This window comes from Hydrogenophaga sp., assembly GCF_025699295.1.
Classification (GTDB): domain Bacteria; phylum Pseudomonadota; class Gammaproteobacteria; order Burkholderiales; family Burkholderiaceae_C; genus Hydrogenophaga.
On record NZ_JAILWB010000028.1, the window covers coordinates 25,139 to 51,657 of the forward strand.

At 67.2% G+C, this 26,519-nt stretch carries 28 protein-coding genes; 18 read left to right on the plus strand and 10 right to left on the minus strand.

What is annotated here, in order from left to right; translation table 11 throughout:
* The 15 genes from ispG to K5880_RS21950 all read left to right on the plus strand — a co-directional run bounded on the left by ispG (position 1) and on the right by K5880_RS21950 (position 14,815).
* A complete protein-coding gene (ispG, locus tag K5880_RS21880; RefSeq protein ID WP_297657641.1) occupies positions 1–1,290 on the plus strand; it encodes a flavodoxin-dependent (E)-4-hydroxy-3-methylbut-2-enyl-diphosphate synthase in 1,290 nt (429 codons plus the stop codon).
* Between the two features lie 67 nt (positions 1,291–1,357).
* Entirely contained in the window at positions 1,358–2,662 is a 1,305-nt protein-coding gene (gene hisS / locus K5880_RS21885; RefSeq protein WP_297657643.1) for a histidine--tRNA ligase, read from the plus strand.
* A 92-nt stretch (positions 2,663–2,754) separates the two neighbouring features.
* On the plus strand, positions 2,755–3,420 hold the full coding sequence (locus K5880_RS21890; protein ID WP_297657646.1) for a tetratricopeptide repeat protein: 666 nt from the start codon (positions 2,755–2,757) through the stop codon (positions 3,418–3,420).
* A 5-nt stretch (positions 3,421–3,425) separates the two neighbouring features.
* Positions 3,426–4,580, plus strand: coding sequence for an outer membrane protein assembly factor BamB (gene bamB / locus K5880_RS21895; RefSeq protein WP_297657649.1), 1,155 nt, complete (start codon positions 3,426–3,428; stop codon positions 4,578–4,580).
* Between the two features lie 50 nt (positions 4,581–4,630).
* On the plus strand, positions 4,631–5,965 hold the full coding sequence (gene der / locus K5880_RS21900) for a ribosome biogenesis GTPase Der (RefSeq protein ID WP_297657653.1): 1,335 nt from the start codon (positions 4,631–4,633) through the stop codon (positions 5,963–5,965).
* Between the two features lie 65 nt (positions 5,966–6,030).
* On the plus strand, positions 6,031–6,300 hold the full coding sequence (hfq, locus tag K5880_RS21905; RefSeq protein ID WP_084360358.1) for an RNA chaperone Hfq: 270 nt from the start codon (positions 6,031–6,033) through the stop codon (positions 6,298–6,300).
* Positions 6,301–6,379: 79 nt separating this feature from the next.
* The gene (gene hflX / locus K5880_RS21910; protein ID WP_297657657.1) at positions 6,380–7,564 is read left to right on the plus strand and encodes a GTPase HflX; all 1,185 of its coding nucleotides are present in this window, start codon (positions 6,380–6,382) and stop codon (positions 7,562–7,564) included.
* Positions 7,565–7,693: 129 nt separating this feature from the next.
* Positions 7,694–9,007, plus strand: a complete 1,314-nt coding sequence (gene hflK / locus K5880_RS21915) for an FtsH protease activity modulator HflK (RefSeq protein WP_297657741.1) — start codon at positions 7,694–7,696, stop codon at positions 9,005–9,007.
* A 29-nt stretch (positions 9,008–9,036) separates the two neighbouring features.
* A complete protein-coding gene (gene hflC / locus K5880_RS21920; protein ID WP_297657660.1) occupies positions 9,037–9,930 on the plus strand; it encodes a protease modulator HflC in 894 nt (297 codons plus the stop codon).
* 30 nt (positions 9,931–9,960) lie between these two features.
* Complete coding sequence (locus K5880_RS21925; protein ID WP_297657663.1) at positions 9,961–10,149, plus strand: DUF2065 family protein; 189 nt, start codon at positions 9,961–9,963, stop codon at positions 10,147–10,149.
* Positions 10,150–10,214: 65 nt separating this feature from the next.
* The gene (locus tag K5880_RS21930; protein ID WP_297657666.1) at positions 10,215–11,408 is read left to right on the plus strand and encodes an ATP phosphoribosyltransferase regulatory subunit; all 1,194 of its coding nucleotides are present in this window, start codon (positions 10,215–10,217) and stop codon (positions 11,406–11,408) included.
* Positions 11,405–12,793, plus strand: coding sequence for an adenylosuccinate synthase (locus K5880_RS21935; protein ID WP_297657669.1), 1,389 nt, complete (start codon positions 11,405–11,407; stop codon positions 12,791–12,793). Before K5880_RS21930 ends, K5880_RS21935 begins: the two co-directional genes overlap by 4 nt.
* Before the next feature lie 66 nt (positions 12,794–12,859).
* Complete coding sequence (locus K5880_RS21940; RefSeq protein WP_297657672.1) at positions 12,860–13,384, plus strand: phosphoribosyltransferase; 525 nt, start codon at positions 12,860–12,862, stop codon at positions 13,382–13,384.
* Between the two features lie 5 nt (positions 13,385–13,389).
* Positions 13,390–14,592 (plus strand): PLP-dependent transferase, encoded by a 1,203-nt coding sequence (locus K5880_RS21945; RefSeq protein WP_297657675.1) that lies wholly within the window; start codon positions 13,390–13,392, stop codon positions 14,590–14,592.
* Between the two features lie 34 nt (positions 14,593–14,626).
* Complete coding sequence (locus tag K5880_RS21950; protein ID WP_297657679.1) at positions 14,627–14,815, plus strand: hypothetical protein; 189 nt, start codon at positions 14,627–14,629, stop codon at positions 14,813–14,815.
* A gap of 37 nt (positions 14,816–14,852) precedes the next feature.
* On the opposite strand, the gene mnmH is transcribed toward K5880_RS21950, so the two are convergent.
* Entirely contained in the window at positions 14,853–15,932 is a 1,080-nt protein-coding gene (gene mnmH / locus K5880_RS21955) for a tRNA 2-selenouridine(34) synthase MnmH (RefSeq protein WP_297657682.1), read from the minus strand.
* Positions 15,933–15,938: 6 nt separating this feature from the next.
* Positions 15,939–16,604 (minus strand): arylesterase, encoded by a 666-nt coding sequence (locus tag K5880_RS21960; RefSeq protein ID WP_297657685.1) that lies wholly within the window; start codon positions 16,602–16,604, stop codon positions 15,939–15,941.
* Between K5880_RS21960 and K5880_RS21965 the strand changes: the two genes are divergently transcribed.
* The gene (locus K5880_RS21965; protein WP_297657688.1) at positions 16,603–17,289 is read left to right on the plus strand and encodes an ABC transporter ATP-binding protein; all 687 of its coding nucleotides are present in this window, start codon (positions 16,603–16,605) and stop codon (positions 17,287–17,289) included. The two genes, K5880_RS21960 and K5880_RS21965, sit on opposite strands and share 2 nt — an antisense overlap.
* A gap of 34 nt (positions 17,290–17,323) precedes the next feature.
* Here the strand turns inward: K5880_RS21965 and K5880_RS21970 are convergent, their stop codons facing one another.
* Positions 17,324–18,649 carry a cytochrome c gene (locus K5880_RS21970; RefSeq protein ID WP_297657691.1) on the minus strand — a complete coding sequence of 442 codons (1,326 nt, stop codon included), beginning with the start codon at positions 18,647–18,649 and terminating at the stop codon, positions 17,324–17,326.
* Complete coding sequence (locus K5880_RS21975; RefSeq protein ID WP_297657744.1) at positions 18,646–19,275, minus strand: c-type cytochrome; 630 nt, start codon at positions 19,273–19,275, stop codon at positions 18,646–18,648. The genes K5880_RS21970 and K5880_RS21975 overlap by 4 nt, the downstream gene beginning before the upstream one ends.
* Positions 19,276–19,470: 195 nt before the next feature.
* On the opposite strand from K5880_RS21975, the gene K5880_RS21980 reads away from it, so the two are divergent.
* Together K5880_RS21980 and rlmB are read left to right on the plus strand one after the other, a co-directional pair.
* Complete coding sequence (locus K5880_RS21980; RefSeq protein WP_297657694.1) at positions 19,471–20,895, plus strand: PLP-dependent aminotransferase family protein; 1,425 nt, start codon at positions 19,471–19,473, stop codon at positions 20,893–20,895.
* A 26-nt stretch (positions 20,896–20,921) separates the two neighbouring features.
* Positions 20,922–21,665 carry a 23S rRNA (guanosine(2251)-2'-O)-methyltransferase RlmB gene (gene rlmB, locus K5880_RS21985; protein WP_297657697.1) on the plus strand — a complete coding sequence of 248 codons (744 nt, stop codon included), beginning with the start codon at positions 20,922–20,924 and terminating at the stop codon, positions 21,663–21,665.
* 6 nt (positions 21,666–21,671) lie between these two features.
* Here rlmB and K5880_RS21990 read toward each other — a convergent pair whose 3' ends face one another.
* The 6 genes from K5880_RS21990 to K5880_RS22015 all read right to left on the minus strand — a co-directional run bounded on the left by K5880_RS21990 (position 21,672) and on the right by K5880_RS22015 (position 26,434).
* Positions 21,672–22,076 (minus strand): hypothetical protein, encoded by a 405-nt coding sequence (locus K5880_RS21990; protein ID WP_297657700.1) that lies wholly within the window; start codon positions 22,074–22,076, stop codon positions 21,672–21,674.
* A 75-nt stretch (positions 22,077–22,151) separates the two neighbouring features.
* Positions 22,152–22,742, minus strand: coding sequence for a chromate transporter (locus K5880_RS21995; RefSeq protein ID WP_297657703.1), 591 nt, complete (start codon positions 22,740–22,742; stop codon positions 22,152–22,154).
* 5 nt (positions 22,743–22,747) lie between these two features.
* Entirely contained in the window at positions 22,748–23,368 is a 621-nt protein-coding gene (locus K5880_RS22000; RefSeq protein ID WP_297657706.1) for a chromate transporter, read from the minus strand.
* A gap of 34 nt (positions 23,369–23,402) precedes the next feature.
* Entirely contained in the window at positions 23,403–24,344 is a 942-nt protein-coding gene (locus K5880_RS22005) for a bifunctional helix-turn-helix transcriptional regulator/GNAT family N-acetyltransferase (protein WP_297657709.1), read from the minus strand.
* A 59-nt stretch (positions 24,345–24,403) separates the two neighbouring features.
* Positions 24,404–24,790, minus strand: a complete 387-nt coding sequence (locus tag K5880_RS22010; protein WP_297657712.1) for a response regulator — start codon at positions 24,788–24,790, stop codon at positions 24,404–24,406.
* 21 nt (positions 24,791–24,811) lie between these two features.
* Positions 24,812–26,434 carry an ATP-binding protein gene (locus tag K5880_RS22015; RefSeq protein ID WP_297657715.1) on the minus strand — a complete coding sequence of 541 codons (1,623 nt, stop codon included), beginning with the start codon at positions 26,432–26,434 and terminating at the stop codon, positions 24,812–24,814.
* Between the last annotated feature and the right edge of the window lie 85 nt (positions 26,435–26,519).

Genomic DNA, 26,519 nt, shown 5'->3' on the forward strand with positions numbered 1-26,519 from the left:
ATGGATGCGAAAGCGCAAGCCGAAGCAGCCCCCACTTCTTGCGGGCCGATCCCGCTGTCGATCCCGCTGGCGCGCCGCTCGCGCCAGGGCGTGGTGGCCTGGGGCAACCACCGCGTGACTGTTGGGGGCGACGCGCCGGTGCGCGTGCAGTCCATGACCAACACCGACACCGCAGATGCCGTGGGCACCGCGATCCAGGTCAAGGAACTCGCGCTGGCAGGCTCTGAACTGGTGCGCATCACGGTCAACAACGACGAAGCGGCACAGGCGGTGCCCTACATCCGCGAGCAACTCGACCGCATGGGCGTGAACGTGCCGCTGATCGGCGATTTCCATTACAACGGCCACCGCCTGCTCACCGACCACCCGGCCTGCGCCGAGGCGCTTTCCAAGTACCGCATCAATCCCGGCAACGTGGGTCGCGGCGACAAGGGTGACCGCCAGTTCGCGCAGATGGTGGAGATCGCCGCGCGCCACGACAAGGCGATCCGCATCGGGGTCAACTGGGGCAGCCTGGACCAGGACCTGCTCGCCCGCCTGATGGATCAGAACGCGGCCCGCAGCGAACCCTGGGAAGCCAAACAGGTGATGTACGAGGCGCTGATCACATCCGCGCTGGAGTCCGCCCGCAAGGCCGAGGAGATCGGCCTGAATGGCGACAACATCATGCTGTCGTGCAAGGTCAGCAGCGTGCAGGACCTGATTGCCGTCTACCAGGCGCTGGCGCAGCGATGTGACTACGCGCTGCACCTGGGTCTCACGGAAGCCGGCATGGGCACCAAGGGCGCAGTGGCGTCTGCGGTGGCGCTGTCGGTGCTGCTGCAGCAAGGCATTGGTGACACCATACGCGTCTCGCTCACGCCGCAGCCTGGCGAGGCGCGCACGCAGGAGGTGGTGATCGCCTCCGAGATCCTGCAGGCGCTGGGCATGCGCGCCTTCGTGCCCTCGGTCACGGCCTGCCCGGGCTGCGGACGCACCACCAGCACCACCTTCCAGGAGCTGGCCAAACAGATCGACGATTACCTGCGCAGTTCCATGCCGGTCTGGCGTGCGCGCTACCCCGGGGTCGAAAACCTCAAGGTGGCGGTGATGGGTTGCATCGTCAATGGTCCCGGCGAGAGCAAGCATGCGGACATCGGCATCAGCCTCCCGGGTACCGGCGAGGCGCCAGCGGCTCCGATCTTCATCGACGGGCAGAAGGCCATGACGCTGCGAGGCCCGGCCATCGCGCAGGAATTCCAGCAGATCGTTGAAAACTACATCGAAAAGAAGTTCGGCGTTGGGGGGTGAGCGTCGAGCGCAGGAGACCCCGCGCCTGTCATTACGCTCAACGCCCGACGCACAACGCCCAACCACCATGACCGAGAAGCTGAGCGCCGTCAAAGGCATGAACGACATTGCCCCCCCTGCGTCCGCGCACTGGGAGTGGCTCGAAGACAAGTTGTGCGCCCTGATGAGGCGCTATGGCTACCGCAACCTGCGCACGCCGATCGTGGAGCCCACGGCGCTGTTCGTGCGCGGCCTGGGTGAGGTGACCGACATCGTCGAGAAGGAGATGTATTCCTTCGAGGACCGGCTCAATGGCGAGCAGCTCACGCTGCGACCGGAGAACACCGCCGGCGTGGTGCGTGCCGTGCTCGAACATTCGCTGCTGTACGAAGGCCCCAGGCGCCTGTACTACATGGGCCCGATGTTTCGCCACGAGCGGCCACAGCGCGGGCGCTACCGCCAGTTCCATCAGTTCGGCGCCGAGGCGCTGGGTTTCGCCGGACCCGACGTGGATGCCGAACTCATCGTGCTCGCCTGCGACCTCTGGGCCGAGCTGGGCCTCACCGGTATCGAACTCGAGATCAACAGCCTGGGCCAGCCTGCGGAGCGTCTGGCGCACCGGCAGGCACTGATTGCCTACCTCGAAGCCCATGCCGGGCAACTCGACGAGGACGCCAAACGGCGCCTGCACAGCAACCCGCTGCGCATTCTCGACACCAAGAACCCGGCGATGCAGGAACTGGTCAATGCCGCACCGCGCCTGATGGACCATCTGGGCGCCGAGTCGCTGGACCATTTCAACCGCCTGCGCGGACTGCTTGATGCGCACGGCATTGCGTACCGCATCAATCCGCGCCTGGTGCGCGGCATGGACTACTACAACCTTTCGGTGTTCGAGTTCGTCACCACGCAGCTGGGTTCGCAGGGCACAGTGTGCGCCGGTGGCCGGTACGATGGCCTGTTCGAGCAGATCGGTGGCAAGGCCGCGCCCGCCGTGGGCTGGGCGCTGGGCATGGAGCGCATCCTTGAGCTGTTGAAGGAACAGAACCGGTTGCCTGCGCAGCCGGCGCCCGATGCGTACGCCGTGGTGCCCGATGTCGCGCATGTGCCTCGGGTCATGCCCGTGTTGCGCGTGTTGCGGCAGCAGGGTGTGAACGTGCAGATGCATGCCGCGGGCGCCGATGGCATGGGCAGCATGAAGTCCCAGTTCAAGAAGGCCGATGCAAGTGGCGCTCGCTTCGCCCTGATTTTTGGCGAGCAGGAAGTCCAGCAGGATGCCGTGGCGCTCAAGGCATTGCGTGGCCCGCGCAGCGACGTACCTGCCGAGACCGCCCAGAGTCTGTTGCCGCTGGCCGGCGTGGCCGACTGGGCCGCGCGCCTGCGTGCTCCCTGAGCGGCCTTGCATCCCGGCGCGGTGGCCCCGGGGCCGCCCGCCTACAATCCCCCGTTGCGCACGCCGCGCACGTACCCCGTTGAATACCCACCATGGCCAAACACCTCGACCTTGAAGAGCAGGAACAGCTCGACCAGATCAAACATTTCTGGGCGCAGTACGGCAACCTCATCAGCTGGGTGCTCATCGTCGTGTTCGGCTCGTTTGCGGCCTGGAACGGCTGGAACTACTGGCAGCGCACGCAGGGCGCCAAGGCCGCCGCCCTGTACGACGAGGTGGATCGTGCAGCGCTTGCGCGCGATGCCCAGCGCATGGAACGGGCGCTGGCCGACATGCAGGCCAACTTTGGCGGCACCATCTTTGCCAGTCAGGCCGCGCTGCTGGCCGGCAAGACGCTGTTCGACGCTGGCGAGGTCGACAAGGCTCGTGCGGCGCTTGCCTGGGCGGTGGATCATTCCGGTGATGAGTCCTATCAGGCCGTGGCGCGCCTGCGCCTGGCCGCGCTGGACGTCGAGGCCCAGGCCTTCGACCAGGCACTCAAGACGCTCGAGGCCCCGGTACCCGAGTCCTTCGAGCCTCTGGTGGCCGATCGCCGTGGCGACGTGTTCATGGCGCAGGGCAAGCCCGACGAGGCCAAGACCCAGTACCTGAATGCCTGGCGCGCCATGGGCGAGCGCACCGAGTACCGCCGTCTCGTCGAAGTGAAACTGGCCGCGCTGGGCGTGGACGTCTCCAGCCTCGCTCCCACCGCGCGATGAAATCCATGTCTCTCAGCACATACCGCCGTTACCCGACCCCATGGCGCCGTGCGCTGCCTGTTCTCGGGCTGCTGGCCCTCGGCCTGTTCAGCGCCTGCTCGTCGGGCGCGAAGAAGCCGCAGCCGGTCGAGCTGCCGCCGGTGGCGGCGCTCATGGGCACGCGACTGGCCTGGTCCACCCAGGTGGGCGCGGGCAGTGCCTCTCTGGCCCCCGTGGTGGCCGCGGGCCGCGTTTTTGTCGCCGGCACGGCCGGCACGGTGGCCGCGCTTGACGCCGCTACGGGCAAGGACGCCTGGCGCCTGAACCTGGGCACCCCCATCGCGGCCGGTGTCGGCTCGGACGGCCAGACGGCGGCTGTGATCACGGCCAACAACCAGCTGGTCGCCCTGGCCGATGGCCGCGAGCTCTGGCGCGTGCGCCTGCCCGCTCGCTCCTTCACGGCGCCCCTGGTGGCAGGCCAGCGCGTGTTCGTGCTGACGGCGGATCGCACGGTCACGGCCTTCGACGGCAAGAACGGCGCGAAGCTGTGGACCCAGAACCGCCCGGCCGAGCCGTTGGTGCTGAGCCAGACCGGGGCACTTCTGGCCGTGGGAGACACCCTGGTGGCGGGTCTGGCGGGCCGCCTCTCCGGCCTCAATCCGGACAACGGCGCGGTGCGCTGGGAAGCGCCGGTGGCGACATCGCGCGGTACCAACGAGGTCGAGCGACTGGTGGACATCGTCGGTCCGGTCAGCCGCATTGGCGGCAGCGTGTGCGTGCGCGCTTATTCGGCGGCCGTTGGCTGCGTCGACGCCAGTCGCGGCACTGTGGTCTGGACCCGCGCGGCCCAGGGAACCACCGGCGTGCACGGCGACGACCGTCTGGTCTTTGGCAGCGAGGGCGATGGCCGCTTTCAGGCCTGGCAGCGCGCCACAGGAGAACCAGCGTGGCACAGCGACCGGTTGAAATACCGGGGCCTGAGTGCGCCACTGGCCCTGGGTCGCGTGGTGGCGGTGGGCGATAGCAGTGGACTGGTGCACCTGGTCTCGCGCGAAGACGGCAGTGAAATGACCCGCCTCAGCACCGACGGTTCGGCCATCGAGGTAGCGCCGGTGCTCGCGGGCGATGCGCTGGTGGTGCAGACGCGCAATGGCGGCGTGTACGCCTGGCGCCCCCAATGACGCCCGGCGCGAACGCCCTGTTCGCCACCGCCTGAACGAAAGCAGCTTCCGTGAAACCCGTCATCGCCCTGGTGGGCCGGCCCAATGTGGGCAAGTCCACCCTGTTCAACCGCCTGACGAGTTCGCGCGACGCCATCGTGGCCGACTTTGCGGGCCTCACGCGGGACCGCCACTACGGCAACGGCCGCCAGGGCCACCGCGAATACATCGTGATCGACACCGGTGGCTTCGAGCCCGAGGCCAGCGAAGGCATCTACAAGGAGATGGCCAGGCAGACGCGCCAGGCCGTCGCGGAGTCCGACGTCGTGATCTTCGTGGTCGATGCCCGTGCCGGCATCAGTGCGCAGGATCACGAGATCGCCAGCTACCTGCGCCGCCTGGGCAAACCCACCGTGCTGGTGGCCAACAAGGCCGAGGGCATGACCCAGGGCCTGCAACTGGTGGAGTTCTTCGAACTGGGTCTGGGCGAGGTGCTGCCGGTGTCTGGCGCGCATGGTCAGGGCGTGCGCAGCATGCTGGATGCCGCGCTGGAGCGCATTCCCGGCCTGCCACCCGAGGACGAGGAAGAGCCCGAGGCGGAGGTGGGCGTGATCCGCCTGGCCGTGGCCGGGCGGCCCAACGTGGGCAAGTCCACGCTGATCAACGCCTGGCTGGGCGAAGAGCGCCTCGTGGCCTTCGATCTGCCCGGCACCACGCGCGACGCGATCTCCGTGCCGTTCGAGCGCTCGGGACAGAAGTTCGAGCTGATCGACACCGCCGGTATCCGACGCAAGGGCAGGGTATTCGAGGCCATCGAGAAGTTCTCGGTGGTCAAGACGCTGCAGGCGATCGAGAACGCGCACGTGGTGCTGCTGCTGCTCGACGCCACCCAGGGCGTGACCGACCAGGACGCCCATATTGCCGGTTACATCCTGGAGAGCGGCCGCGCTGTGGTGCTGGCCATCAACAAGTGGGACGCGGTCGACGCCTATCAGCGCCAGCAGATCGAACGCCAGGTCGAGACCCGGCTGGCTTTCCTGAAATTTGCCTCGCTGCACCTGATTTCGGCACAGAAGCGCCAGGGCCTGGGGCCGGTGTGGAAGTCCATCACCCTGGCGCATGCCTCTGCCATGCGCAAGATGTCGACGCCGGTGCTGACCCGCCTGCTGATGGAGGCCGTGGCCTTTCAGGCGCCCACGCGCAGCGGCATGTTCCGCCCCAAGATGCGTTACGCCCACCAGGGGGGCATGAACCCGCCGGTCATCGTCATCCATGGCAATTCCCTGGAAAACGTGCCGGATGCATACAAGCGCTTTCTCGAGGGGCGCTTTCGCAAGGCTTTCGATCTGGTCGGCACGCCCCTGCGCATCGAGTTCAAGACCTCGTCCAATCCCTTCAAGGAATAGGAATTTCGACCCGTCAGCGGTCCCGTACCGGTGCTGTGGTATGGTCCATTCTTCATTAACTTACGTTGAACACGGAGCATATCGTGAGCAATAACAAAGGCCAGCTTTTGCAAGACCCTTTCCTGAACCAGCTTCGCCGGGAGCATGTGCCCGTGTCGATTTACCTGGTCAACGGCATCAAGCTGCAGGGTCAGATCGAGTCTTTCGATCAGTACGTCGTGCTGCTGCGCAACACCGTCACCCAGATGGTTTACAAGCACGCGATTTCCACCATCGTGCCGGGACGCCCGGTACAGTTCTCGGCCGTCGGCACGGACGAGCCGGCCGCCTCCTGAAGCCACTTCTGAACCGCGTTCGGCCCGTGCAGCCGCGCTGCCGGGCCAGCAGCGCCGCAAGCGTTGCTGTCAAAACGATTTGAGTTCTCCCTTTCCTGCCCCATCCTCCACGCCATCGGTCATTCTGGTCGGCGTGGATTTCGGCACGCCCCATTTCGATGCCGGGCTCGAAGAACTGGGCCTGCTGGCACAGACTGCAGGCTACACCGTCGCCGAACGCGTCAGCTGCAAGCGCCGCGCACCCGATCCGGCCCTGTTCGTGGGCTCGGGCAAGGCCGACGAAATCAAGCTGCTGGCGCAGTCCACCGGCGCATCCGAGGTGCTGTTCGACCAGTCGCTCAGCCCGGCGCAGCAGCGCAACCTGGAGCGACACCTTGGGCTGCCGGTCAACGACCGCACCTTGCTGATCCTGGAAATCTTCGCGCAGCGTGCGCGCAGCCACGAGGGCAAGTTGCAGGTTGAACTGGCGCGGCTGCAATACCTTTCCACCCGCCTGGTGCGGCGCTGGTCGCACCTGGAGCGCCAGAGTGGCGGCATCGGCATGCGCGGGGGGCCGGGTGAAACCCAGATCGAACTGGACCGTCGCATGATCGGCGAAGCCATCAAGCGCACCAAGGAGCGCCTGGAGAAAGTCAAGAAGCAGCGTTCCACCCAGCGCCGTCAGCGCGAACGGCGCGACACCTTCTCGATTTCCCTGGTCGGCTATACCAACGCCGGCAAGTCGTCCCTGTTCAACGGCCTGGTGAAGGCCCGGGCCTATGCGGCCGACCAGCTGTTCGCCACGCTGGACACCACCACCCGCCAGCTCTATCTGGGCGAAGCCGGCCGGTCGGTCTCGCTGTCCGATACGGTGGGCTTCATCCGCGATCTGCCGCACGGCCTGGTCGATGCCTTCACCGCGACGCTGCAGGAGGCTGCCGACGCCGATCTCCTGCTGCATGTGGTCGATGCTTCCAATCCCTCGCACCCCGAGCAGATTGGCTCGGTGCTGGAGGTGCTCAAGGATATTGGTGCCGATCAGGTGCCACAAATCCTGCTGTTCAACAAGCTCGACGCAATGGATCCGGCCACCGTGCCCCACGTGCTTCGCGATGCAATGGAACTGGAAGGCCAGTCCGTCCCTCGAATCTTCGTGAGCGCACACACAGGTGCCGGACTGCCCGAGTTGCGCGCCCTGCTGGCCGCACAGGTGATGGCGCAAAAGACGGGCTTCGGACCCTTGTCGCCAGGGACGTTGCCGGAAATCGGGGAGCCGGTGTCCTGATTGGGCACAATGTGGTGGTTTTGTTTTGAATCGACAACGAGTTGGCAACACATGGACGTGAATCTGCAATCCCCTTCCCGAGACGCTGAACCGGCGTCCCGCTCCGAGCGCCGGCGTGGCTGGCGTGGGATGTGGGGCATGTTCAACCTGAACGACCCGCGCTGGGGCCGGGGCGACGACGGCAACCGCAACGAAGGCTCGAACGGCCAGGAGCCCGGCCGCGACGACGACTCGCGCGGCTCGCAGCGCCCGCCTCGCGGGCAAGGGCCGAACCAGGGCCCGCCCGATCTGGACGAACTCTGGCGCGACTTCAACCGCAAGCTCGGTGGCCTGCTGGGCAACAAGGGGCGCGGCGGCGGCAACGGTTCGGGTGGTGGCGGCATGCCCGGCTTCAACCCGAATCCCAAGGCCACCGGTATCGGTGCCGGACTGATCGGCGCGGTGGCGTTGCTGATCTGGCTGGGCACCGGGTTCTTCATCGTGCAGGAAGGCCAGCAGGCCGTGATCACGCAGTTCGGCAAGTACCACAGTTCGGTGGGTGCCGGCTTCAACTGGCGACTGCCGTATCCGATCCAGCGCCACGAGACGGTGTTTGTCACGCAGATCCGTTCGGTCGACGTCGGGCGCGACAACGTGGTACCCGCCACGGGTCTGCGGGAGTCGGCCATGCTCACGGAAGACGAGAACATCGTCGAGATCAAGTTCGCGGTGCAGTACCGCCTGAATGACGCGCGCGCCTTCCTGTTCGAGAGCCGCGACCCGGATGCCGCCGTCGTCAAGGTGGCCGAAACCGCCGTGCGTGAGGTGGTGGGCAAGATGAAGATGGATGCCGCGCTGGCCGAGGAGCGCGATCAGATCGCGCCGCGCGTACGTACGCTGATGCAGAACATCCTGGATCGCTACAAGGTGGGAATCGAGATCGTTGGCATCAACATGCAGCAAGGCGGTGTGCGCCCGCCCGAGCAGGTACAGGCCGCGTTCGACGATGTGCTCAAGGCCGGCCAGGAACGCGAGCGCGCCAAGAACGAGGCACAGGCCTATGCCAACGACGTGGTGCCCCGTGCCCGCGGCGCGGCCTCGCGCCTGACCGAGGAGGCCGAAGGCTATCGCGCCCGCATCGTGGCGCAGGCCGAGGGTGATTCGCAGCGCTTCCGTTCGGTGCTTGCCGAGTACCAGAAGGCGCCCCAGGTCACCCGCGAACGCATGTACACCGATGCCATGCAGGAGATCTACAGCAATGTGACCAAGGTGCTGGTGGACTCGAAGTCGGGCTCCAACCTGCTGTACCTGCCGCTGGACAAGATCATGCAGATGACGGGGCAGGGCGGTACCACCACTTCTGCGGCGTCGAGCACCCCGGTGCCGGCCTCCGGCACGAGCTCCACGCCCGCCACCCGCAGCCTTGACAGCGCCGCGCGCTCGCGCGAGCGGGAAAGCCGCTGAGCCCGGCGCCAGCGATCAGAGAACAAGTCATGAACAAACTCGGTTTCATCATCACATCCTTCATCGTGGTTCTGGCCATCGCCAGTTCCATGCTGTTCGTGGTGGACCAGCGCCAGTTCGGCGTGGTCTTCCAGCTCGGCCAGATCAAGCAGGTCGTCACGGAGCCCGGACTGAACTTCAAGCTGCCGCCTCCGTTCCAGAACGTGTCCTACATTGACAAACGCCTGCTCACGCTGGAGAGCACGGACACCGAACCCACGCTGACAGCCGAGAAACAGCGCGTGGTGATCGACTGGTACGTGCGCTGGCGCATCGCCGAGCCCCAGGAGTACATCCGCAACGTCGGCATCAACGAGCGTGCCGGCGCCCTGCAGCTCAACCGCGTGGTGCGCAACTCGTTCCAGCAGGAAGTCAACAAGCGCACCGTGAACGAGCTGCTGTCGACGCGCCGCGAAGAGCTCATGGAAGACGTCAAGCGCGAGGTGCTCGCCGCCGTGCGTGGAGCGGACAAGCCATGGGGCATGGACGTGGTCGATGTGCGCATCACGCGCGTGGACTATGCGGAGAGCATTACCGCCTCGGTGTACCAGCGCATGGAAGCCGAGCGCAAGCGGGTGGCCAACGAGCTGCGCTCCACCGGCTTTGCCGAGGGCGAGAAGATCCGCGCCGATGCCGACCGCCAGCGTGAGGTGATCGTCTCCGAGGCCTACCGCGACGCGCAGCGCATCAAGGGCGAGGGCGACGCCAAGGCGGCGGCTTCGTTCGCCGACGCATTTGGTCGCGACCCTGCCTTCGCGCAGTTCTACCGCAGCCTGGATGCGTACAAGGCGAGCTTTTCCAGCAAGTCCGACGTGCTGGTGGTCGACCCGTCGTCCGATTTCTTCAAGGGCCTGCGCAGCAGCAACGTCGCACCGGCTCGATGAGCCACGGGCGCTGAGCGCGCGGGCACACGAATGTCGTCCGAGCTGTTCTGGTACGCGCTGGCGCTGGTGCTGGTCTTCGAGGGCCTGCTGCCTCTGCTGGCGCCCACCCTGTGGCGCCGCGTCTTCACCGACCTGATGCGCCTGCGCGATGGCCAGTTGCGCTTCTTCGGCCTGATCAGCCTGGGCAGTGGTCTGCTGCTCTGGTGGTGGCTGGCCTGAACGCGCCACGGCGCCCTGACGGGGGCCGGTAAAATCACGTTTTTAACAGCGCCTGAAAAAACAACATGTCTGCCTGGGTCCTCCCGGATCACATTGCCGATGTCCTGCCCTCCGAGGCCCGGCACATCGAAGAACTTCGCAGGAGCTTGCTGGACACGGCCCGGGGTTACGGGTACGAACTGGTGATGCCACCGCTGCTGGAGTACCTGGAATCCCTGCTCACCGGCACCGGTGAAGCCCTGGACCTGCAGACCTTCAAACTGGTTGACCAGCTCTCCGGCCGCACGCTCGGCTTGCGCGCCGACAGCACGCCCCAGGTCGCCCGCATCGACGCCCACCTGCTCAACCGCCTGGGCGTGGCGCGTCTGAGCTACTGTGGCCCTGTGGTGCACACGCGCATCGACCGGCCGCTGGCCAGCCGCGAACCCTTGCAGTTCGGCGCGGAGATCTACGGTCATGCGGGGCAGGAGGCGGACCTCGAAGTGATCGAACTGGCGCAGGCCTGCCTGCGTAGCGCGGGCGTCAGCGGCATGCAGCTTGACATGGCCGACGTGCGCGTGATCGACGCGGTGCTCGGGCCGGTGTCGCTCGCCCCCGCACAGGAGGCACGCATCCATGCCGCACTCAACGCCAAGGACGTGGCCGAACTGGACGTGCTGGCCCGCGATCTTCCGGTGACAGTGCGGCGCGACCTGCTCGCTCTGCCGCGCCTGTTCGGCGACGTGACGGTGCTCGCCGAGGCACGGCGTGATTTGCAGGCTTCGCCAGCGTTGCACGCCGCGCTCGACAGCCTGCACTGGCTCGCATCGCAGGTGGAGGGGGTCGACGTGTCGATCGACCTGGCCGACCTGCGCGGCTACGCCTACTACACCGGCATGCGCTTTGCCCTGTTCGCCAACGCACCGCAAGGCCGCGCCGCCGCGTCGCTCGAACTCGCGCGTGGTGGCCGCTACGACGAGGTCGGCGCGGTGTTCGGCCGCAATCGGCCCGCCGTGGGTTTCAGCCTGGACCTCAAGGAACTGGTGACTGCCGTGGCCCCCAGGCCTCTGGTGGCTGCGATCCGTGCACCCTGGGGCATGGACACCGGGTTGCGGGATGCCGTGGCCAGCCTGCGCGCGCAGGGCCACACCGTGGTCTGCGTCCTGCCAGGGCACGAGCACCAGGTCGACGAATTTCACTGCGACCGCGAACTGGTGCCCGATGCGGCCCGCAGCGGCGCCTGGACTGTACAAAACCTTCAAACGGATATCCGCAAATGACGAACAGCAGCAGCGCCGTGACCCCTGGGCGCAACGTGGTGGTGGTCGGCACCCAGTGGGGTGACGAAGGCAAGGGCAAACTGGTCGACTGGCTGACGGAAACCGCGACCGGCGTGGTGCGTTTCCAGGGTGGCCACAATGCGGGACACACGCTGGTCATCAATGGCGTGAAGACGGCGCTGCACCTCATTCCCAGCGGCATCATGCGCGCCGGCGTGAAGTGCTACATCGGCAATGGCGTGGTGCTCTCCGTGGGCAAGCTGTTCGAGGAAATCGCCGGGTTGGAGAAGGCCGGTGTGGAAGTGCGCTCGCGCCTGCGCGTGAGCGAAGGCTGCCCGCTGATCCTGCCGTTCCACGCGGCCATCGACATCGCGCGCGAGGCCGCCAAGGTGAAGGCGGGCAGCGAGAAGATCGGCACCACCGGCCGTGGCATCGGTCCGGCCTACGAGGACAAGATCGCGCGCCGCGCGCTGCGCGTGCAGGACCTGAAGTACCCCGATCGTTTCGCCGCCAAGCTGCGCGAGTTGCTGGCGCTGCACAACCACCTGTTGACCAGCTGGCTGCATTCGGCCGACATGGTCTGGGACGAAAAGCTCGCCGCGTACATGAAGAACGGTGAAATCCAGTTCGAACCGGTCTACGCGGAAGCCCTGCAGCAGGCCGAACTGCTCAAGCCCATGATCGCTGACGTCTCGCGCGAGCTCAACGAGGCCCACAAGGCCGGCGCCAATCTGCTGTTCGAAGGCGCCCAGGGCACGCTGCTCGACATCGACCACGGCACCTACCCGTTCGTCACCTCCAGCAACTGCGTCGCCGGCAACGCCGCGGCCGGTTCTGGCGTGGGTCCGGGCCTGCTGCACTACGTGCTGGGCATCACCAAGGCTTACTGCACCCGCGTGGGGGGCGGCCCGTTCCCCACCGAGCTGGAGTGGGAGAAGGAGGGCTCGCCAGGCTGGCACATGGCCACCGTGGGCGCCGAGAAGGGCGTGACCACCGGCCGCAGCCGCCGCTGCGGCTGGTTCGATGCCGCTCTGCTCAAGCGCTCGGCCCAGGTCAATGGTTTGTCGGGCCTGTGCATCACCAAGCTCGACGTGCTCGACGGCCTCAAGGAACTGCAGCTGTGCACGGGCTACGAGCTCGATGGCGAGGTGATCGACATCCTGCCCATGGGCGCGGAGGACATCGCGCGCTGCAAGCCGATCTACGAGAGCCTGCCGGGCTGGAGCGACTCCTCGGTGGGCGCAACGCGCTACGAGGACCTGCCGGTCAATGCCCAGCGCTACCTGAGCCGCATTGCCGAGACCACCGGGGTGCCGATCCACATCGTCTCGACCAGCCCGGACCGTGACCACACCATCCTGCTGCACCACCCCTACCATGGGTGAAACCCCCGGGGGCGGTGTGCTGCCCCTGGTGCAAAATTCTTTCCGACATCCCCACCCGGAGCCCGCATGCTCACCGAAGACGGCAAACACCTCTACGTCTCCTACGACGAGTACCACAACCTGATCGAGAAGCTTGCGCTCAAGGTCTACCAGTCGGGCTGGGAATTCGACACCATCCTGTGCCTCGCTCGCGGGGGCATGCGCCCGGGGGACATCCTCTCGCGCATTTTCGACAAGCCGCTGGCCATCATGTCCACCAGTTCCTACCGCGCCAACGCGGGCACCGAGCAGGGCATCCTGGACATCGCGCGCTACATCACCACGCCCAAGGGCGAGATCGCCGGCAAGGTGCTGCTGGTGGACGACCTGGCCGATTCCGGTCACACGCTCAAGGCCGTGATCGATCTGCTCCGCAACAGCTACAAACCCATCAGCGAGATGCGCAGCGCGGTGATCTGGACCAAGCAGCTGTCGGCATTCACGCCCGACTACTCGGTGGAGTTCCTGCCGACCAACCCCTGGATTCACCAGCCCTTCGAGGGCTACGACAGCATGCGCCCGGCTCAGCTTCTCGAAAAGTGGAAACTCTGAACTGAATGAACAAGCACGACGACGACCTGTCCACCCGGCTGATTCACCATCCCTACAAGCCCCCCGGGGGCTTCGAGGCCGTGGCGCCGGGGGTGCACAAGGCGTCGACCGTGCTGTTTCCCGACGTCGAGGCGCTGCGCACCTACGACTGGAAGGACAAGAGCGGCTACACCTACGGCCTGCACGGCACGCCGACCACCTTCACGCTCGAAGAGCGCATCGCGACCCTCGAAGGCGGTGAGCACTGCATGCTCGCGCCCAGCGGCCTGGCGGTGATCTCGCTGGTGGACATGGCGCTGCTGCGCCAGGGTGACGAAGTGCTGCTGCCCGACAACGCCTACGGGCCGGGCAAGGTGTTTGCCCAGGTCGAGCTGGCCGCCTGGGGCATCACGCACCGTTTCTACGACGCCATGGACCCGGACGACCTGGCGCGCCAGATCGGTCCGGCCACGCGCCTGGTGTGGCTGGAGGCAGCAGGCTCGATCACGCTGGAGTACCCAGACATCCCGGCGTTGATCGAACGCGTGCGCCAGGCCAATGCACAGCGCGGCGCCGACCAGACCATCGTCACCGCCCTCGACAACACCTGGGGCGCAGGCCTTGCGTTCAATGCCTTCGAGCAGGGCGTGGACGTGTCGGTGCAGGCGCTCACCAAGTACCCCAGTGGCGGCGCCGACGTGCTCATGGGCTCCGTCGTCACGCGCGACCTCGCGCTGCACCGCAAGATCCTACTGACCCGCATGCGCCTGGGCCTGGGCGTGGGTGCGAACGATGCCGAACTCGTGCTGCGCGGCCTGCCCAGCATGGCGCTGCGCTACCACGCGCAGGACGCCAGCACGCGCGCGCTGGCCGTCTGGATGCAGCAGCAGCCTGGCGTGGCGCGGGTGTTGCATCCCGCGCTGCCGGGCTCGCCGGGCCATGACAACTGGAAGCGTGATGCCTCCGCGGCCGCCTGCCTGTTCAGCGCGGTGTTCGACCCGGCCATTGCGCAGGCCCGCATCGACGCCTTCTGCAACCGCCTGCGGCTGTTCCGCCTGGGCTGGAGCTGGGCTGGGCCGACCAGCCTGTGTGCGCCGTACCACCTCGACTCGATTCGCACCCACGGCTGGCAAGACGCCGGGGGTCTGGTACGCTTTGCCGTGGGTCTGGAATCGGTCGACGACCTGCGCGCCGACCTTGCGCAGGCCTGGACTGCGCTGCAAGCCTGACCCTTTTCCTTCACCACAGACCTGAAAGACTGTTTTGGCCACTCCCAATTACGGATACGAAAAACGCCAGCGCGAGCTCGCCAAAAAGAAGAAGAAAGAGGAAAAGCTCAGGGCCAAGGCCGCCGGTCGTCAGCACCCCGAGGGCGATGCGCCAGAGGGTCAGGACGACGGGAAGCCCGAAGCACCAGGCGACGCGCCCGGCAGCGACAGCGCGGCGGACTGACGCCGCCGGCCACGGCGGCTGCATGCTGGCCTGCTGCTCAGGCTGGGTGCAGCGATGCCCCTTCGCTGGCCATCAAGGCCTGCGCGGCAGCGGCCAGGGCCTGTGGCGACCGGTTCGGCAGCGCAAGAGGCAGCGCCTGCGGAAACTGGCTGAAATTGCGCGCAATCGACTGCGCGTACATTGGGTCGTAATGCCGGGTCAGCAACTCAAGAACCACCTCCGGCGTGCGCCCCTGGCGCACCTTGTCGATCCAGCCGGAGACCACTTCCTTGCCTCGCAGTTCTGTCAACGCCTCCAGGCGCACGCAGAAGGAAGCCGGGTCCTTGACGAAGAAGTCATAGTCTTCCAGCAGCAGCGCCACGCGCTCCTCATCATCGAGTCGCAGATCGATGCAGGGGCTGGCTCGCATGGCGTCGATGAGCGCGTCGGGCACGCGCACATTGCCCACCTTCTTGCTCTCACTCTCCACGTAGACCACGCGTGCGGGGTCGAGACCACGCAGGGCGTCCCACACCAGCGAATCGAAGCGCTTCTGGCTCGGCTGCGGCTGCCCCGGAATGTGCCCCAGCACCGAACTGCGGTGGCTTGCGAGGGCCTCCAGGTCGAGCACCTGCGCGCCCTGGGCCGCCAGGGCCTGCAGCAGCCGTGTCTTGCCGCTGCCCGTGGGGCCACAGACCACGCGGCAGGATAGGGCACCGGCCAGGGCAGGGAGGGCGTCCACCAGCGCGGCGCGCCAGGCCTTGTAACCGCCCTCGATCAGCGTCACATGAAAGCCGATGGCGCCCAGGATGGTGGCGAGCGCTCCACTGCGGTTGCCACCGCGCCAGCAATACACAAGAGGCTTCCAGTCGCGGGGCTTGTCGATCACGTGGCGTTCGATGTGGGCCGCGATGTTGCGCGCCGAGATCGCCGCGCCGCGCTTCTTGGCCTCGAACGGATTGACCTGCTTGTACATCGTGCCGATCTCGATGCGCTGCTGGTTGTCCAGCGTCGGCCAGTTGATGGCACCGGGTACGTGATCGAGCGCGTACTCGTCCTCGGTGCGGGCGTCGATGACGGTGTCGAATTCCGCGAGGCGGGCCAGCGCGTGCGTGGCGCTCAGTGTGTGTACGGGCATGCCCGATTATCGAGCCGCCAGCAGCTCGCGCAGTGCGGGCCAGACGTTGTCGCGCATGGTGGGCTGGGCCGCTTCGTTGGGGTGAATACGGTCGGCCTGGAACAGGGCCGTGGGGTTCGGCGTGTCGGCCACGCCCTTGAGAAAGAAAGGTATCAGCGCGGTCTTCTCGGCTTTGGCCACGGTGGTGAACACGTCACGGAACTCCTGGCCGTATCTGGCACCGTAGTTGGGCGGCATCTCCATGCCCAGCAGCAGCACCTTCGCGCCGGCTTCGCGAGCGAGGCGGGCCATGGTGGCGAGGTTCTCGCGCGTCATCTTCAGCGGCAGGCCGCGCAGCGCGTCGTTGCCACCGAGCTCGATCACCACCAGTGCCGGGCGGTGCTGGCGCAGCAAGGCCGGCAGGCGCGAGCGGCCCCCCGAGGTGGTGTCGCCACTGATGCTGGCATTGACCACACGGGCCTGAACTTTCTCCCGGTCCAGACGCTCTTCCAGCAGGGCGACCCAGCCGCTGCCCCGTTTGAGGCCGTATTCGGCGCTCAGCGAATCGCCCACCACGAGAACCACGGGTTCCGCGGCATCCTGCGCCCACGCCGCGCTCCACGAGGCGAATGTGCAGGACGAAAGCGCCAGGGCGTTAAAGTGACGTCGTTTCAACTTGAGAAATCCTTCCATGTCCGATGTGATGATTGCGGTCCAGCATGTGTTCAAGACGGTGACCGACTCCACCGGATCGCTGACCATTCTGCGCGATATCGATTTCACCCTGCGCAAGGGCGAAACCGCCGCGATCGTGGGCGCATCCGGCTCGGGCAAGAGCACGCTGTTGTCGATCGTCGCCGGGTTGGACACGCCCACCAGTGGCACAGTTCACATCGATGGTGTCGATCTGTTCGCGATGGACGAGGACCAGCGGGCCGCGCTGCGCGCGCAGAAGGTGGGTTTCGTGTTCCAGAGCTTCCAGTTGCTGGGCAATCTGACCGCGCTGGAGAACGTGATGCTGCCCCTGGAACTGGCCGGGCGGCGCGATGCGCGCGCCACCGCCACCCAGATGCTGCAGCGCGTGGGTCTGGGCGAGCGGCTTTCGAGCTACCCCAAGGTGCTCTCCGGTGGTGAGCAGCAGCGCGTGGCGCTGGCGCGTGCCTTCGTGGTTCAGCCCTCGGTGCTGCTGGCTGACGAACCCACAGGCAGCCTGGATTTCGCCACCGGCGCCAGGATCATGGAACTGATGTTCGAGCTCAATCGCGAACAGGGCACCACGCTGGTCCTGGTCACGCACGACCGGGCCATCGCCGAGCGCTGCGAGCGCCGTATCACGATCGAGGCGGGCCAGGTCGCGGTGCCGGCCGAAGCCGCCTGAACGCACGCATCGGCTGTGCGGGCGGTTTCGTCGTTCAGCGACCCAGCGGCCCCCTCAGTTGCTGCACATCCAGCGCAGTGACCGCGCCTGCCTCATTGCCCCATTGCGTGCGCACGTGGCTGAGCACGCTGGCCAGGTCGCTGTCGCTGAGCTCCAGCACGAACGGCGGCATGCCGAAGGGGCGCGGATGGCCTGCCGTGGTTGGGCCGAAGCCGCCGTTGAGCACGATCTGAACCAGATTCGCGGGCGATGCCATGGTCACCGTGCGGTTGCCCGCCAGCGGCGGGTAGGCGATCGCGCCGCCATGGCGCACGCCTTCGCCCTCTGTGCCATGGCACTGGGCGCAGTGCTGTTCATACAGCCGCGCGCCGGTCGACAGGGCGCGCGAGTCCGGGTCGGCACGTTTCCTGGGTTGGGCTTCGCTCTGCGACGGCAACTGCCGCAGGTAGGTGGCCATGGCGCGCAGGTCTTCCGGTGTCCAGTGTCGGGTGCTGTGCTGGACCACCTCGGCCATCGGGCCGCTTGCCAGCGCGTCGCGCGCGCGGCCGTCGCGGAACAGCGCCACGATCTCTGCGATCGACCAGTGCTGCACACCTGCCTCGGTCGGGTCCAGCAGCGAGGGCGCGTACCAGCGCTGCATGGGAATGAGGCCACCTGAGAGGCCGAGCAGGTCACCCTGGCCCCCCAGCGCGTCGCGCGGCACGTGGCAGGCGCTGCAGTGGCCCAGGCCGTTGACGAGGTAGGCGCCGCGCAGCAGTTCCTGCGAAGGGGATGCGCCCTGTGGTGGTGAGATGTGGGCGTCGGCCTTGAAGTACAGCGTGCGCCATGCCTTCAGTGCGAACTGGGTGTTGTACGGCCAGCGCATGTCGTGCGGCGGCACCGGTGCGTCCTCCGGTTTCAGGCTGCGGAAGTAGGCGAAGAGCGCGTCGCTGTCTTCGCGCGTGATCTGCGTCGTGTTGTTGTAGGGGAAGGCGGGGTTGAGCCAGCGGCCGTCGCGCGACTGGCCATGGTGCAGCGCGCGCCAGAAGTCGTCGGCGCTCCAGCCACCCAGCCCGCTGTCGCTGGGAGTGAGGTTGCTGCCGTACACCGTGCCGAATGGCGTGACGACACCCCGCCCACCCGCGAACGGCGTGCCGCCCCGGGTGGTGTGGCAGGCCTGGCAGTTGCCCACCACGGCGAGGTAGCGACCGCGCTCGATGGTGTGCGGGTCGCGAAGGTTGGAGGCGCTGGCGGCGGGTGGCACCTCGATGGGGCTGGCCGGCCAGCCGAGCCAGACCATGGCAGCAATGGCACAGACCAGCAGGAGCAGGACCGTCTGCCAGACGGTGCGGCGCAACCGGGTGATGGCGCGGGGGCTCATCGGCGATTCCCCGTGGGCGGTGGCGCACTGCCACAGCGTTGCGGCAACGGCATGCCCGATGGCGCCACCGCGTGCGTGTTCGTGGGGATCCGCTGGGTGGCGAGCCAGGCGCTGACGGCGGCAATGTCTTCCGGGGCGAGGCGCCGGGCGATGTCGGCCATGCAGTCCGGCATGTGGGCTTTGCGCAGGCCGGTGCGCCAGGCGCCCAGCTGGGCGTTGAGGTAGTCGCGCGGCAGGCCCAGCAGGCCCGGTGTGGCCGGCAGCACGCCGGTGAGTGCACTGCCGTGACAGGCGGCACAGGCCGGCAGACCGCGCGCGGCATCGCCACGCAGCACGAGCTGCTCGCCGCGCTGCATTTCCTGGCGTGTGGCGTTCACCGGTGCCGGGGCGGGGTAGGGCACTTCCAGGCCGGCAAAGTGCTCTGCGATCTCCAGCAGATACGCGTCGCTCAACGGGTCGACCATCTGCGCCATCAGTGGATAGACGCGCCGGCCTTCGCGGAAATTCAGCAACTGGTGGTAGAGATAGTCGGCCGGCTTGCCGGCCAGACGTGGGTAGTAGCCATCGGCGGCGGCTCGGCCCTGCGGGCCATGGCAGGCCGTGCAGGCCAGCATGCGCTGGGCCATGGTGTCTTCAAACGGGGCCGCTGCGGCAACCTGCAGAAAAGCGCAGCCAGCGGCGATCAGAAAAGTTTGCCAGCGGCGGAGTCGGGGAATCGGTTTCATGCTGCCCAGATCATCGCAAAGCCCCATCTGATGCGCAATGTTCAGATATATTGGATTTTTACCGTATCAGATCAGATTTTTCCCGACCGGACCTTCATGGACGACTCCCGTCTCAAGCGCTATCAGCAGCTGGCCGAAGACCTGGCCGACGGCATACGCGCAGGCGTGCTGCGGCCGGGGGATCGCCTGCCCTCGGTGCGCCAGACCTGCGCCGAGCGTGGTGTCAGCGCCTCCACCGTGTTCCAGGCCTATGGCCAACTGGAGTCCCGGGGTCTGGTGGAGGCGCGTGCGCGCTCGGGCTTTTTCGTGCGCGCGGCACGACGCGTGCCGCGCGCCGTGCCCCAGGTGGCTGCCCCGCGCGGCGCGGCCACCCCGGTCGAGATCAGCGAACTGGTGTTCGATTTGCTCGGCACCACGCGCGACGCCGATGTGGTGCCGCTGGGTTCGGCGTTCCCAGCGCCGCACCTGTTCCCGTTCGAAGCACTTGCACGCAGCACAGCGCGGGCGTTGCGCCGCCTGCCCGCGGCGCGCATCACGGGCGCGCTGACCACCGGCGACGAGGGCCTGCGCCAGGCGCTGCTGCGGCGCCATGCGTTGCACGGCATTGCGCTTGACCAGGGCGAACTGGTCATCACCAATGGCGCGATGGAGGCGCTCAACCTGTGCCTGCAAGCTGTGACGAAACCGGGCGACGTGGTGGTGGTCGAATCGCCCACCTTCTACGCCGCGTTGCAGGCGCTCGAACGCCTGCACCTGAAGGCGGTGGAGGTGGCGACCGACCCGGCAGAAGGCGTGGACCTGGCCGCGTTGGCGGAACTGCTCGGGCGCCAGCCGGTGGCCGCCTGCTGGTTCATGCCCAGTTTCCAGAACCCGCTGGGCGCGCTGATGCCACCCGCGCGCAAGCAGGCCCTGGTGGAACTGCTGGCGCGCCACCGCGTGCCGCTGATCGAGGACGATGTGTATGGCGAGCTGTACGCGGGTGTGCGGCGCCCGCCGCCGGCCAAGGCCTTCGACCGGGAAGGCGGCGTGCTGCACTGCGCGTCGTTCTCGAAATGTCTGGCGCCGGGATACCGAGTGGGCTGGGCCGCGGCAGGGCGCTACGCCCCCGTGGTGGAGCGGCTGAAGATGTCGAACTCGCTGGCAACGGCGATTCCCTCGCAACTGGCGCTGGTGGACTACCTGGCGCAAGGCGGCTACGACCGGCACCTGCGTCGCCTGCGCGAGGCGCTGGCCGCGCAACAGCAGCACGCCCTGCGTCTGGTGGAGCGGCACTTCCCGGCCGGCACACGTGTGACGCGCCCGCTCGGCGGCTACTTTCTCTGGCTGGAGTTGCCTGCGAGGGTGGATGCGCTGGCCTTGCACCACCGCGCCATGGCCGAATCCATCAGCACCGCCCCGGGTGTTCTGTTTTCCGCGGACCGCCGCTTCACCCACCACCTGCGTCTGAATGTGGGCCATCCCGGTGACGACCGCATCGACGCGGCACTGCGGCGCCTGGGCGAGCTCGCGCACCAGGCCTGAAGGCCTGCAACGCCGATAATCCCCGCATGTCTTCCCCCAAAGTGCTGTTCGGCTTTCACGCCGTGGGTGTGCGCATGAAAACCGCGCCGCAATCCATCATCGAGATCTACTACGAGCCCACGCGGCGCGATGCGCGCATGCGCCAGTTCCTGGACCGGGCGCGCGAGGCCAATGCGCGCCTGATCGAGGCCGACAGCCTGCGCATCGCCAAGCTGGCGGGCAGCCATGGTCACCAGGGCGTGGCGGCGCGCGTGGAAGCCATCCCGCAGGCGCGCTCGCTCGACGACCTGCTGGAACAGCTGGAGCCCACCGGTATCCCTCCACTGCTGCTGGTGCTCGACGGCATCACCGACCCGCACAACCTGGGTGCCTGCCTGCGTGTGGCCGACGGCGCCGGCGCGCACGCCGTCATCGCGCCCAAGGACCACGCCGCCGGCATCAACGCCACCGTCGCCAAGGTGGCCAGCGGCGCGGCCGAGACCATGCCGTACTTCATGGTGACCAACCTGGCGCGCACCCTGGGTGAGCTCAAGGAACGCAACATCTGGGTCATCGGTACCAGCGACGACGCGCCGAAAACGCTCTACCAGGTCGACCTCAAGGGCCCGGTGGCGCTGGTACTCGGCGCCGAGGGTGCGGGCATGCGCCAGCTCACGCGCAAGACCTGCGATGAGCTGGTGAGCATTCCCATGGCCGGCGCCGTGGAAAGCCTGAATGTGTCGGTGGCCAGCGGCGTGTGCCTCTACGAAGCGCTGCGCCAGCGCAGTTGAGGTCGTTCAGGCTTTGCCGCCGAGCATGCGAACGGCGCTGGCAATGCGCTTGTTGGCGCGCAGGAAGTAGATGCCGACGGCCATCGTGATGAAGCCCACGAGGATCGGGATCATGGGCACGGAGACGATGATGATCAACCAGGCACCGATGACGCCGACGTTGGTGTTCAGCTGATAGATGAGGTTGGTCGTTTCGTTGCGCAGCGCCAGCGCGTGGAACTCGGCCTTGTCGTCCCCCGCCACGGTGACCTGGTCGCCTTCGGCCAGCTGAATCGAACTTTTCATCAACACCTGGCGGTTGCCGAGGCGGAAGTGCGTGCTCGATTCCTGCGCAATGTTGGCGTTGCTGCCGTGGATGACGACACTGCCTTTGATATGCGAAGCGGTGCCGGAAAGCGTGGCGAGGGCCATCGGGAACTCCTTTTTTTGTCGGGCGGGTGGAAGGCGCAAGGGTAGCGCATGCTTCATGACCCAGGTGCAGGGGCCTCAGACCAACCCCAGCGCCCCCAGCACCGCCCCGGCCCCGATCATCCACAACAGGTGGATCTTCGTGCGCCACACCAGCAGCGTGGCGCAGAGGGTCACCGCCCACAGCGGCCAGTCGCGTGCCGGGTTGTCGTGCGAGCCGGTGAGCAGCCAGCCGGTGGCGATCAGCAGCGCGATCACGATCGGGGCCATGCCGGTCTTGAAGGCGCGCACCGCGCGCAGTTCGCGGTTCTGGTGCGCCCAGCGCGTGGCGGTGTAGGTCAGCACCGACGAGGGCAGCAGGATGGCGACCATCGTCACCAGCACGCCGAAGAAGGCCAGTGCCCAGGCCAGCCACCCGGCCGATGGCCCGCCGCCCGCATTGAGCCCCACATTCCAGCCCAGCAGCGCGACGAACAGCACGTTGGGGCCCGGCGCGGCCTGCGACAGCGCGATGGACGAAGTGAACTGCGCGTCGTTCAACCAGCCGTTCTGGTAGACGAGGTAGCGGTGCATGTCCGGCGCGGTGGTGATCGCACCGCCCACGCCGAGCAGCGAGAGCGAGGCAAAGTGGGTGAACAGGTCGAGCCAGTTGGCGGCCGTTGGCAGCATGGTGCTCAGGCCTCGCCGGCCTTCTGGCGATCGGCATCCACGTCCGACAGCACGCGGTAGGCCCACAGGCAGGCGCCGCCGCCGATGCCCAGCAGCACCCACAACAGGGGCCAGCGCAGCAGGGCGATGGCTATGAAGGTCAGCGTGGCCAGGCCGATGCACACGGCCATGCCCATCGCGTTGCGATCGAGCGCGGCAATCAGCTTGATGCCGGTGGCGGTGATCAGGCCCGCGGCCACGGCGCCCATGCCGCGCAAGGCGTTCTGTGCCACCACACTGTCGGCCACGCTGCCGTACAGCACGGCGAGCAGCAGCACGACGACCATGGGCGCTGCCAGCATGCCGGCCAGCGCGGCCAGCGCGCCAGGCAGGCCGAAGTAGCGCCCGCCGATCATCATGGACAGGTTGACCACGTTCGGCCCGGGCATGATCTGCGCGACGGCCCAGTCTTCCACGAACTGCTCGCGCGTCATCCAGCGCTTTTTTTCCACCAGTTCGCGTTGCACGACGGCGAGCACACCACCGAAGCCCTGCAGGGCCAGCCAGGTGAAGGAGCGGAAAAGATCGGCCTTCGATGTCGGATGGTTGAGCGCGTCGTCGGGTGCTGGAAGGGGGTGGTCTGGCATGGCCGCGATTATCGTGTCGCGCTCATGGCCTTGCTCAGAGGGCGAGTTCCCAGGTTTCTCCGACGAGGTCCTTGCCGTAGCTGTGGTGCGGCTCGCTGTGCACCAGGGCGAAGCCGCGCTGCGCGTAGATGGCGCGTGCGGCGCTGAGGTTGCTGTTGGTCCACAGCACCATCTTGCGATAGCCCCTGGCGCGCGCGAAGGCCAGGCATTCGTCTGTGAGGCGCGCGCCCAGGCCCAGGCCGCGCGCGGTCGGGCTGAGGATGAGCAGGCGCAACTGGGCCTCGGCCTCGCTCTTGCGCACGACGAAGACCGAGCCGACGCGCTCGCCGTCGAGTTCGGCGATCCACCCACGTTCCCGGTGCGGGTCGTGCTGGCGGATCATGCGGGCCACGATCTCTGCCACCAGCGCCTCGAACTCGCTGTTCCAGCCGTACTCGCGCGCGTAAATCTCGCCGTGCTGCTGTACCACCCAGCCCATGTCGCCAGCGCGCACGTCGCGCAGCACCGCCGTGTGCGAGGGGTTGGCGGCTTCGGGGGAGAGCAGGGCCTGGGCCTTGTCCAGTGCCGCGATCAGGGCGTCGCGTCGGGCCTGCGCCAGGGGTGCCAGCAGGCGTGCGGCGGCCTCGCGTGAGCGTTGTTGCAGCGGCTCGAAGGCGGCTCGACCCTCGGGCGTGAGGCTCAGCGACAGCTGACGGGCATCCGCGGGCGACGGGGTGCGGGTGAGCCAGCCTGCGTCGCTGAAACGGCGCACGATGCGGCTGAGGTAGCCGGCGTCGAGCAGCAGTCGGCGCCCGAGGTCGGTGGCCGTGCAGGGCGCGTGGTGCGCCAGTTCGTAGAGCACCCGCACCTCGGTGAGCGAGAAAGCGCTGCCCAGGTAGGGGTCGAGCAGGCCGGTGCGCTGGGTGTAGAAGCGGTTGAAGGCGCGCAGGGCGCGAACCTGGGCGGGGTCGACTTGCGTCAGGGTGTGGTCGTTCATGCGCCCACTGTCCATCATTAATTTGACTATGTCAACTTGATGATGGAAAGAGGCAAGTATCAGCCGGTCTCCAGCATCTCCCGCACGCGCTCCACCGTGAGCGGTTTGGTGACGAAGCCCTGGATCAGGGGGATCTCGCTGGCCCGTTCGCGATCGTGGGCGGCGTCGGAGGAGGTCAGCATCATCACCACGACCGTGGGTTTGTCGCTCAGCAGGGGCGTGGCTCGCTGCGCGAACTCGAACCCGTCCATCAGCGGCATGTTGATGTCCAGAAAAAGACAAGTGGGCAGGTGCAGCGGGTCGTCGTGCAGGAAGGCCAGCGCATCGGCGCCGCCTTCGAAGACCAGCACGTCGCCTGTGAAGCCCGCGCGGCGGATCATGATCTCGTGATAGACGTTGTCGGCCTCGTTGTCGTCGACCAGGATGAAGCGTTGCGGGATGGTCATGGCGTGTTTCCTCGTGGCATATCAGGAGCTTGTGGCCGGTGACGCCGGCAGATGCAGCGTGAAGCGGCTGCCGGCGCCCGGCACCGAGCGCACCGAGATCTGGCCACCGTGCTGTTCCACGATCCGTCGACAGATGGACAGACCCAGGCCCGAGCCGTCGTAGCGCTGGCGCGAATGCAGCCGCTTGAACATGTCGAAGATGGCCGGCTGGTGCTCGGGAGCAATGCCGATGCCGTTGTCGTCCACGTGGATCAGGTCGAAGCCGTCTTCGCGGGTGGCGCTCACGCGCACCAGCGGCGGCGTGTCCGGTCGCGCGAACTTCAGGCCGTTGGACACCAGGTTCTGCAGCGCGATGCGCAGCAGCGAGGCGTCGGCCTGCACCATGGGCAAGGCGTCGCTTTCAAGCCGGCCGTTGGCCACCAGGAGCGCGGAGGCCAGGTCGTCGCGCACCTGGTCCAGCAGGCGCGCCACGTCCACCGGCCCGCTGGCGGTTGCTCGCCGGTCCAGTCGCACGTATTCGGCGAGATCGTCCAGCAATGCGCCCATGCGCAGGCCGCCCGCCTGCACAAAACCGAGGTAGCGCTGGGCCAGCGGAGGCAGGTCCTGCGCGTGATCGGTGCTCAGCAGGGCGCTGAAGTTGTTGATCGAGTTGATCGGCTCGCGCAGGTCGTGCGAGATGATGTGGATGAAGCGCTCCTGCTCCAGTGTCTTCTGCTCCAGCAGCGCTACCGTGCGGTGGAGCTCTGCTTCCCGGTCCTTGAGCGCCTGGATGTCGTGACCGCGGGTAACCACGCCTATCACCCGGCCCTGGGCATCGTGCACGGGCAACAGGGTCACCTCCATGTGCCGTGAGCCCTTGGCCCTGAAGTGCGCCTCCCGCTGGTAGGTGACCGTCTCGCCGGCCAGAGCCCGTTGCAGGCGGGATTCCACCCTGTCGCGAAAGACATCGTCCCCGAGCTGCTCGGTGACGTGGCGCCCGACGACGTCCTCGCGCGCGCAGCCGTGGTAGGCCAGGTAGGTGTCGTTGACGTGGCGGTACACGCCCGATGCGTCGACGAATGACTGCAGGTCGACGCCCAGCAGCGCCATGGCGGTCAGTTGTTCGTGCTGCTGGCGTTCGGTGGCACGGGCGCGGTCCGCCTCCGCCTGGCGCGTTTTCTCGTGCTCCAGCAGGTTGGCCACCAGGCCCGAGAGCTTGCTCAGGGCATCGAGCTGCACGGGGTGCAGCTGGCGGGCCTGCTGGTCGATCACGCACACGGTGCCCAGCGCGTAGCCGTCGTTGGTGACGATGGGGGCGCCCGCGTAGAAACGCACCTGGGTGCTTCCGATCACCAGGGGGTTGTCCTGGAAGCGCGCGTCGCGGTGGCTGTCTTCCACCACCATCACATGCTCGGCGTCCAGGATGGCGTGGGAACAGAAGGCCACCTCGCGCGGCGTCTCGGACGCATCCATGCCAATGCGCGACTTGAACCACTGCCGGTCGCGGTCCACCAGCGTGATCAGTGCGACCGGTGTGCCACAGATCAACTGGGCCAGAGACGAAATGTCGTCAAAGGCCTTCTGGGGCAGGGTGTCGAGAATGCCCAGGCCACGCAGTCTGGCCAGGCGCTGTTCCTCGTTGGCGGGTAGGGGGGCGGTCTGCATGCAGGCGGGGCAATTCGAAGTCTTTCATCATTGCACACAGGACCCGTCTGCAGCAGGAATCAGGCCCCGGGATCGGCTGGTACCG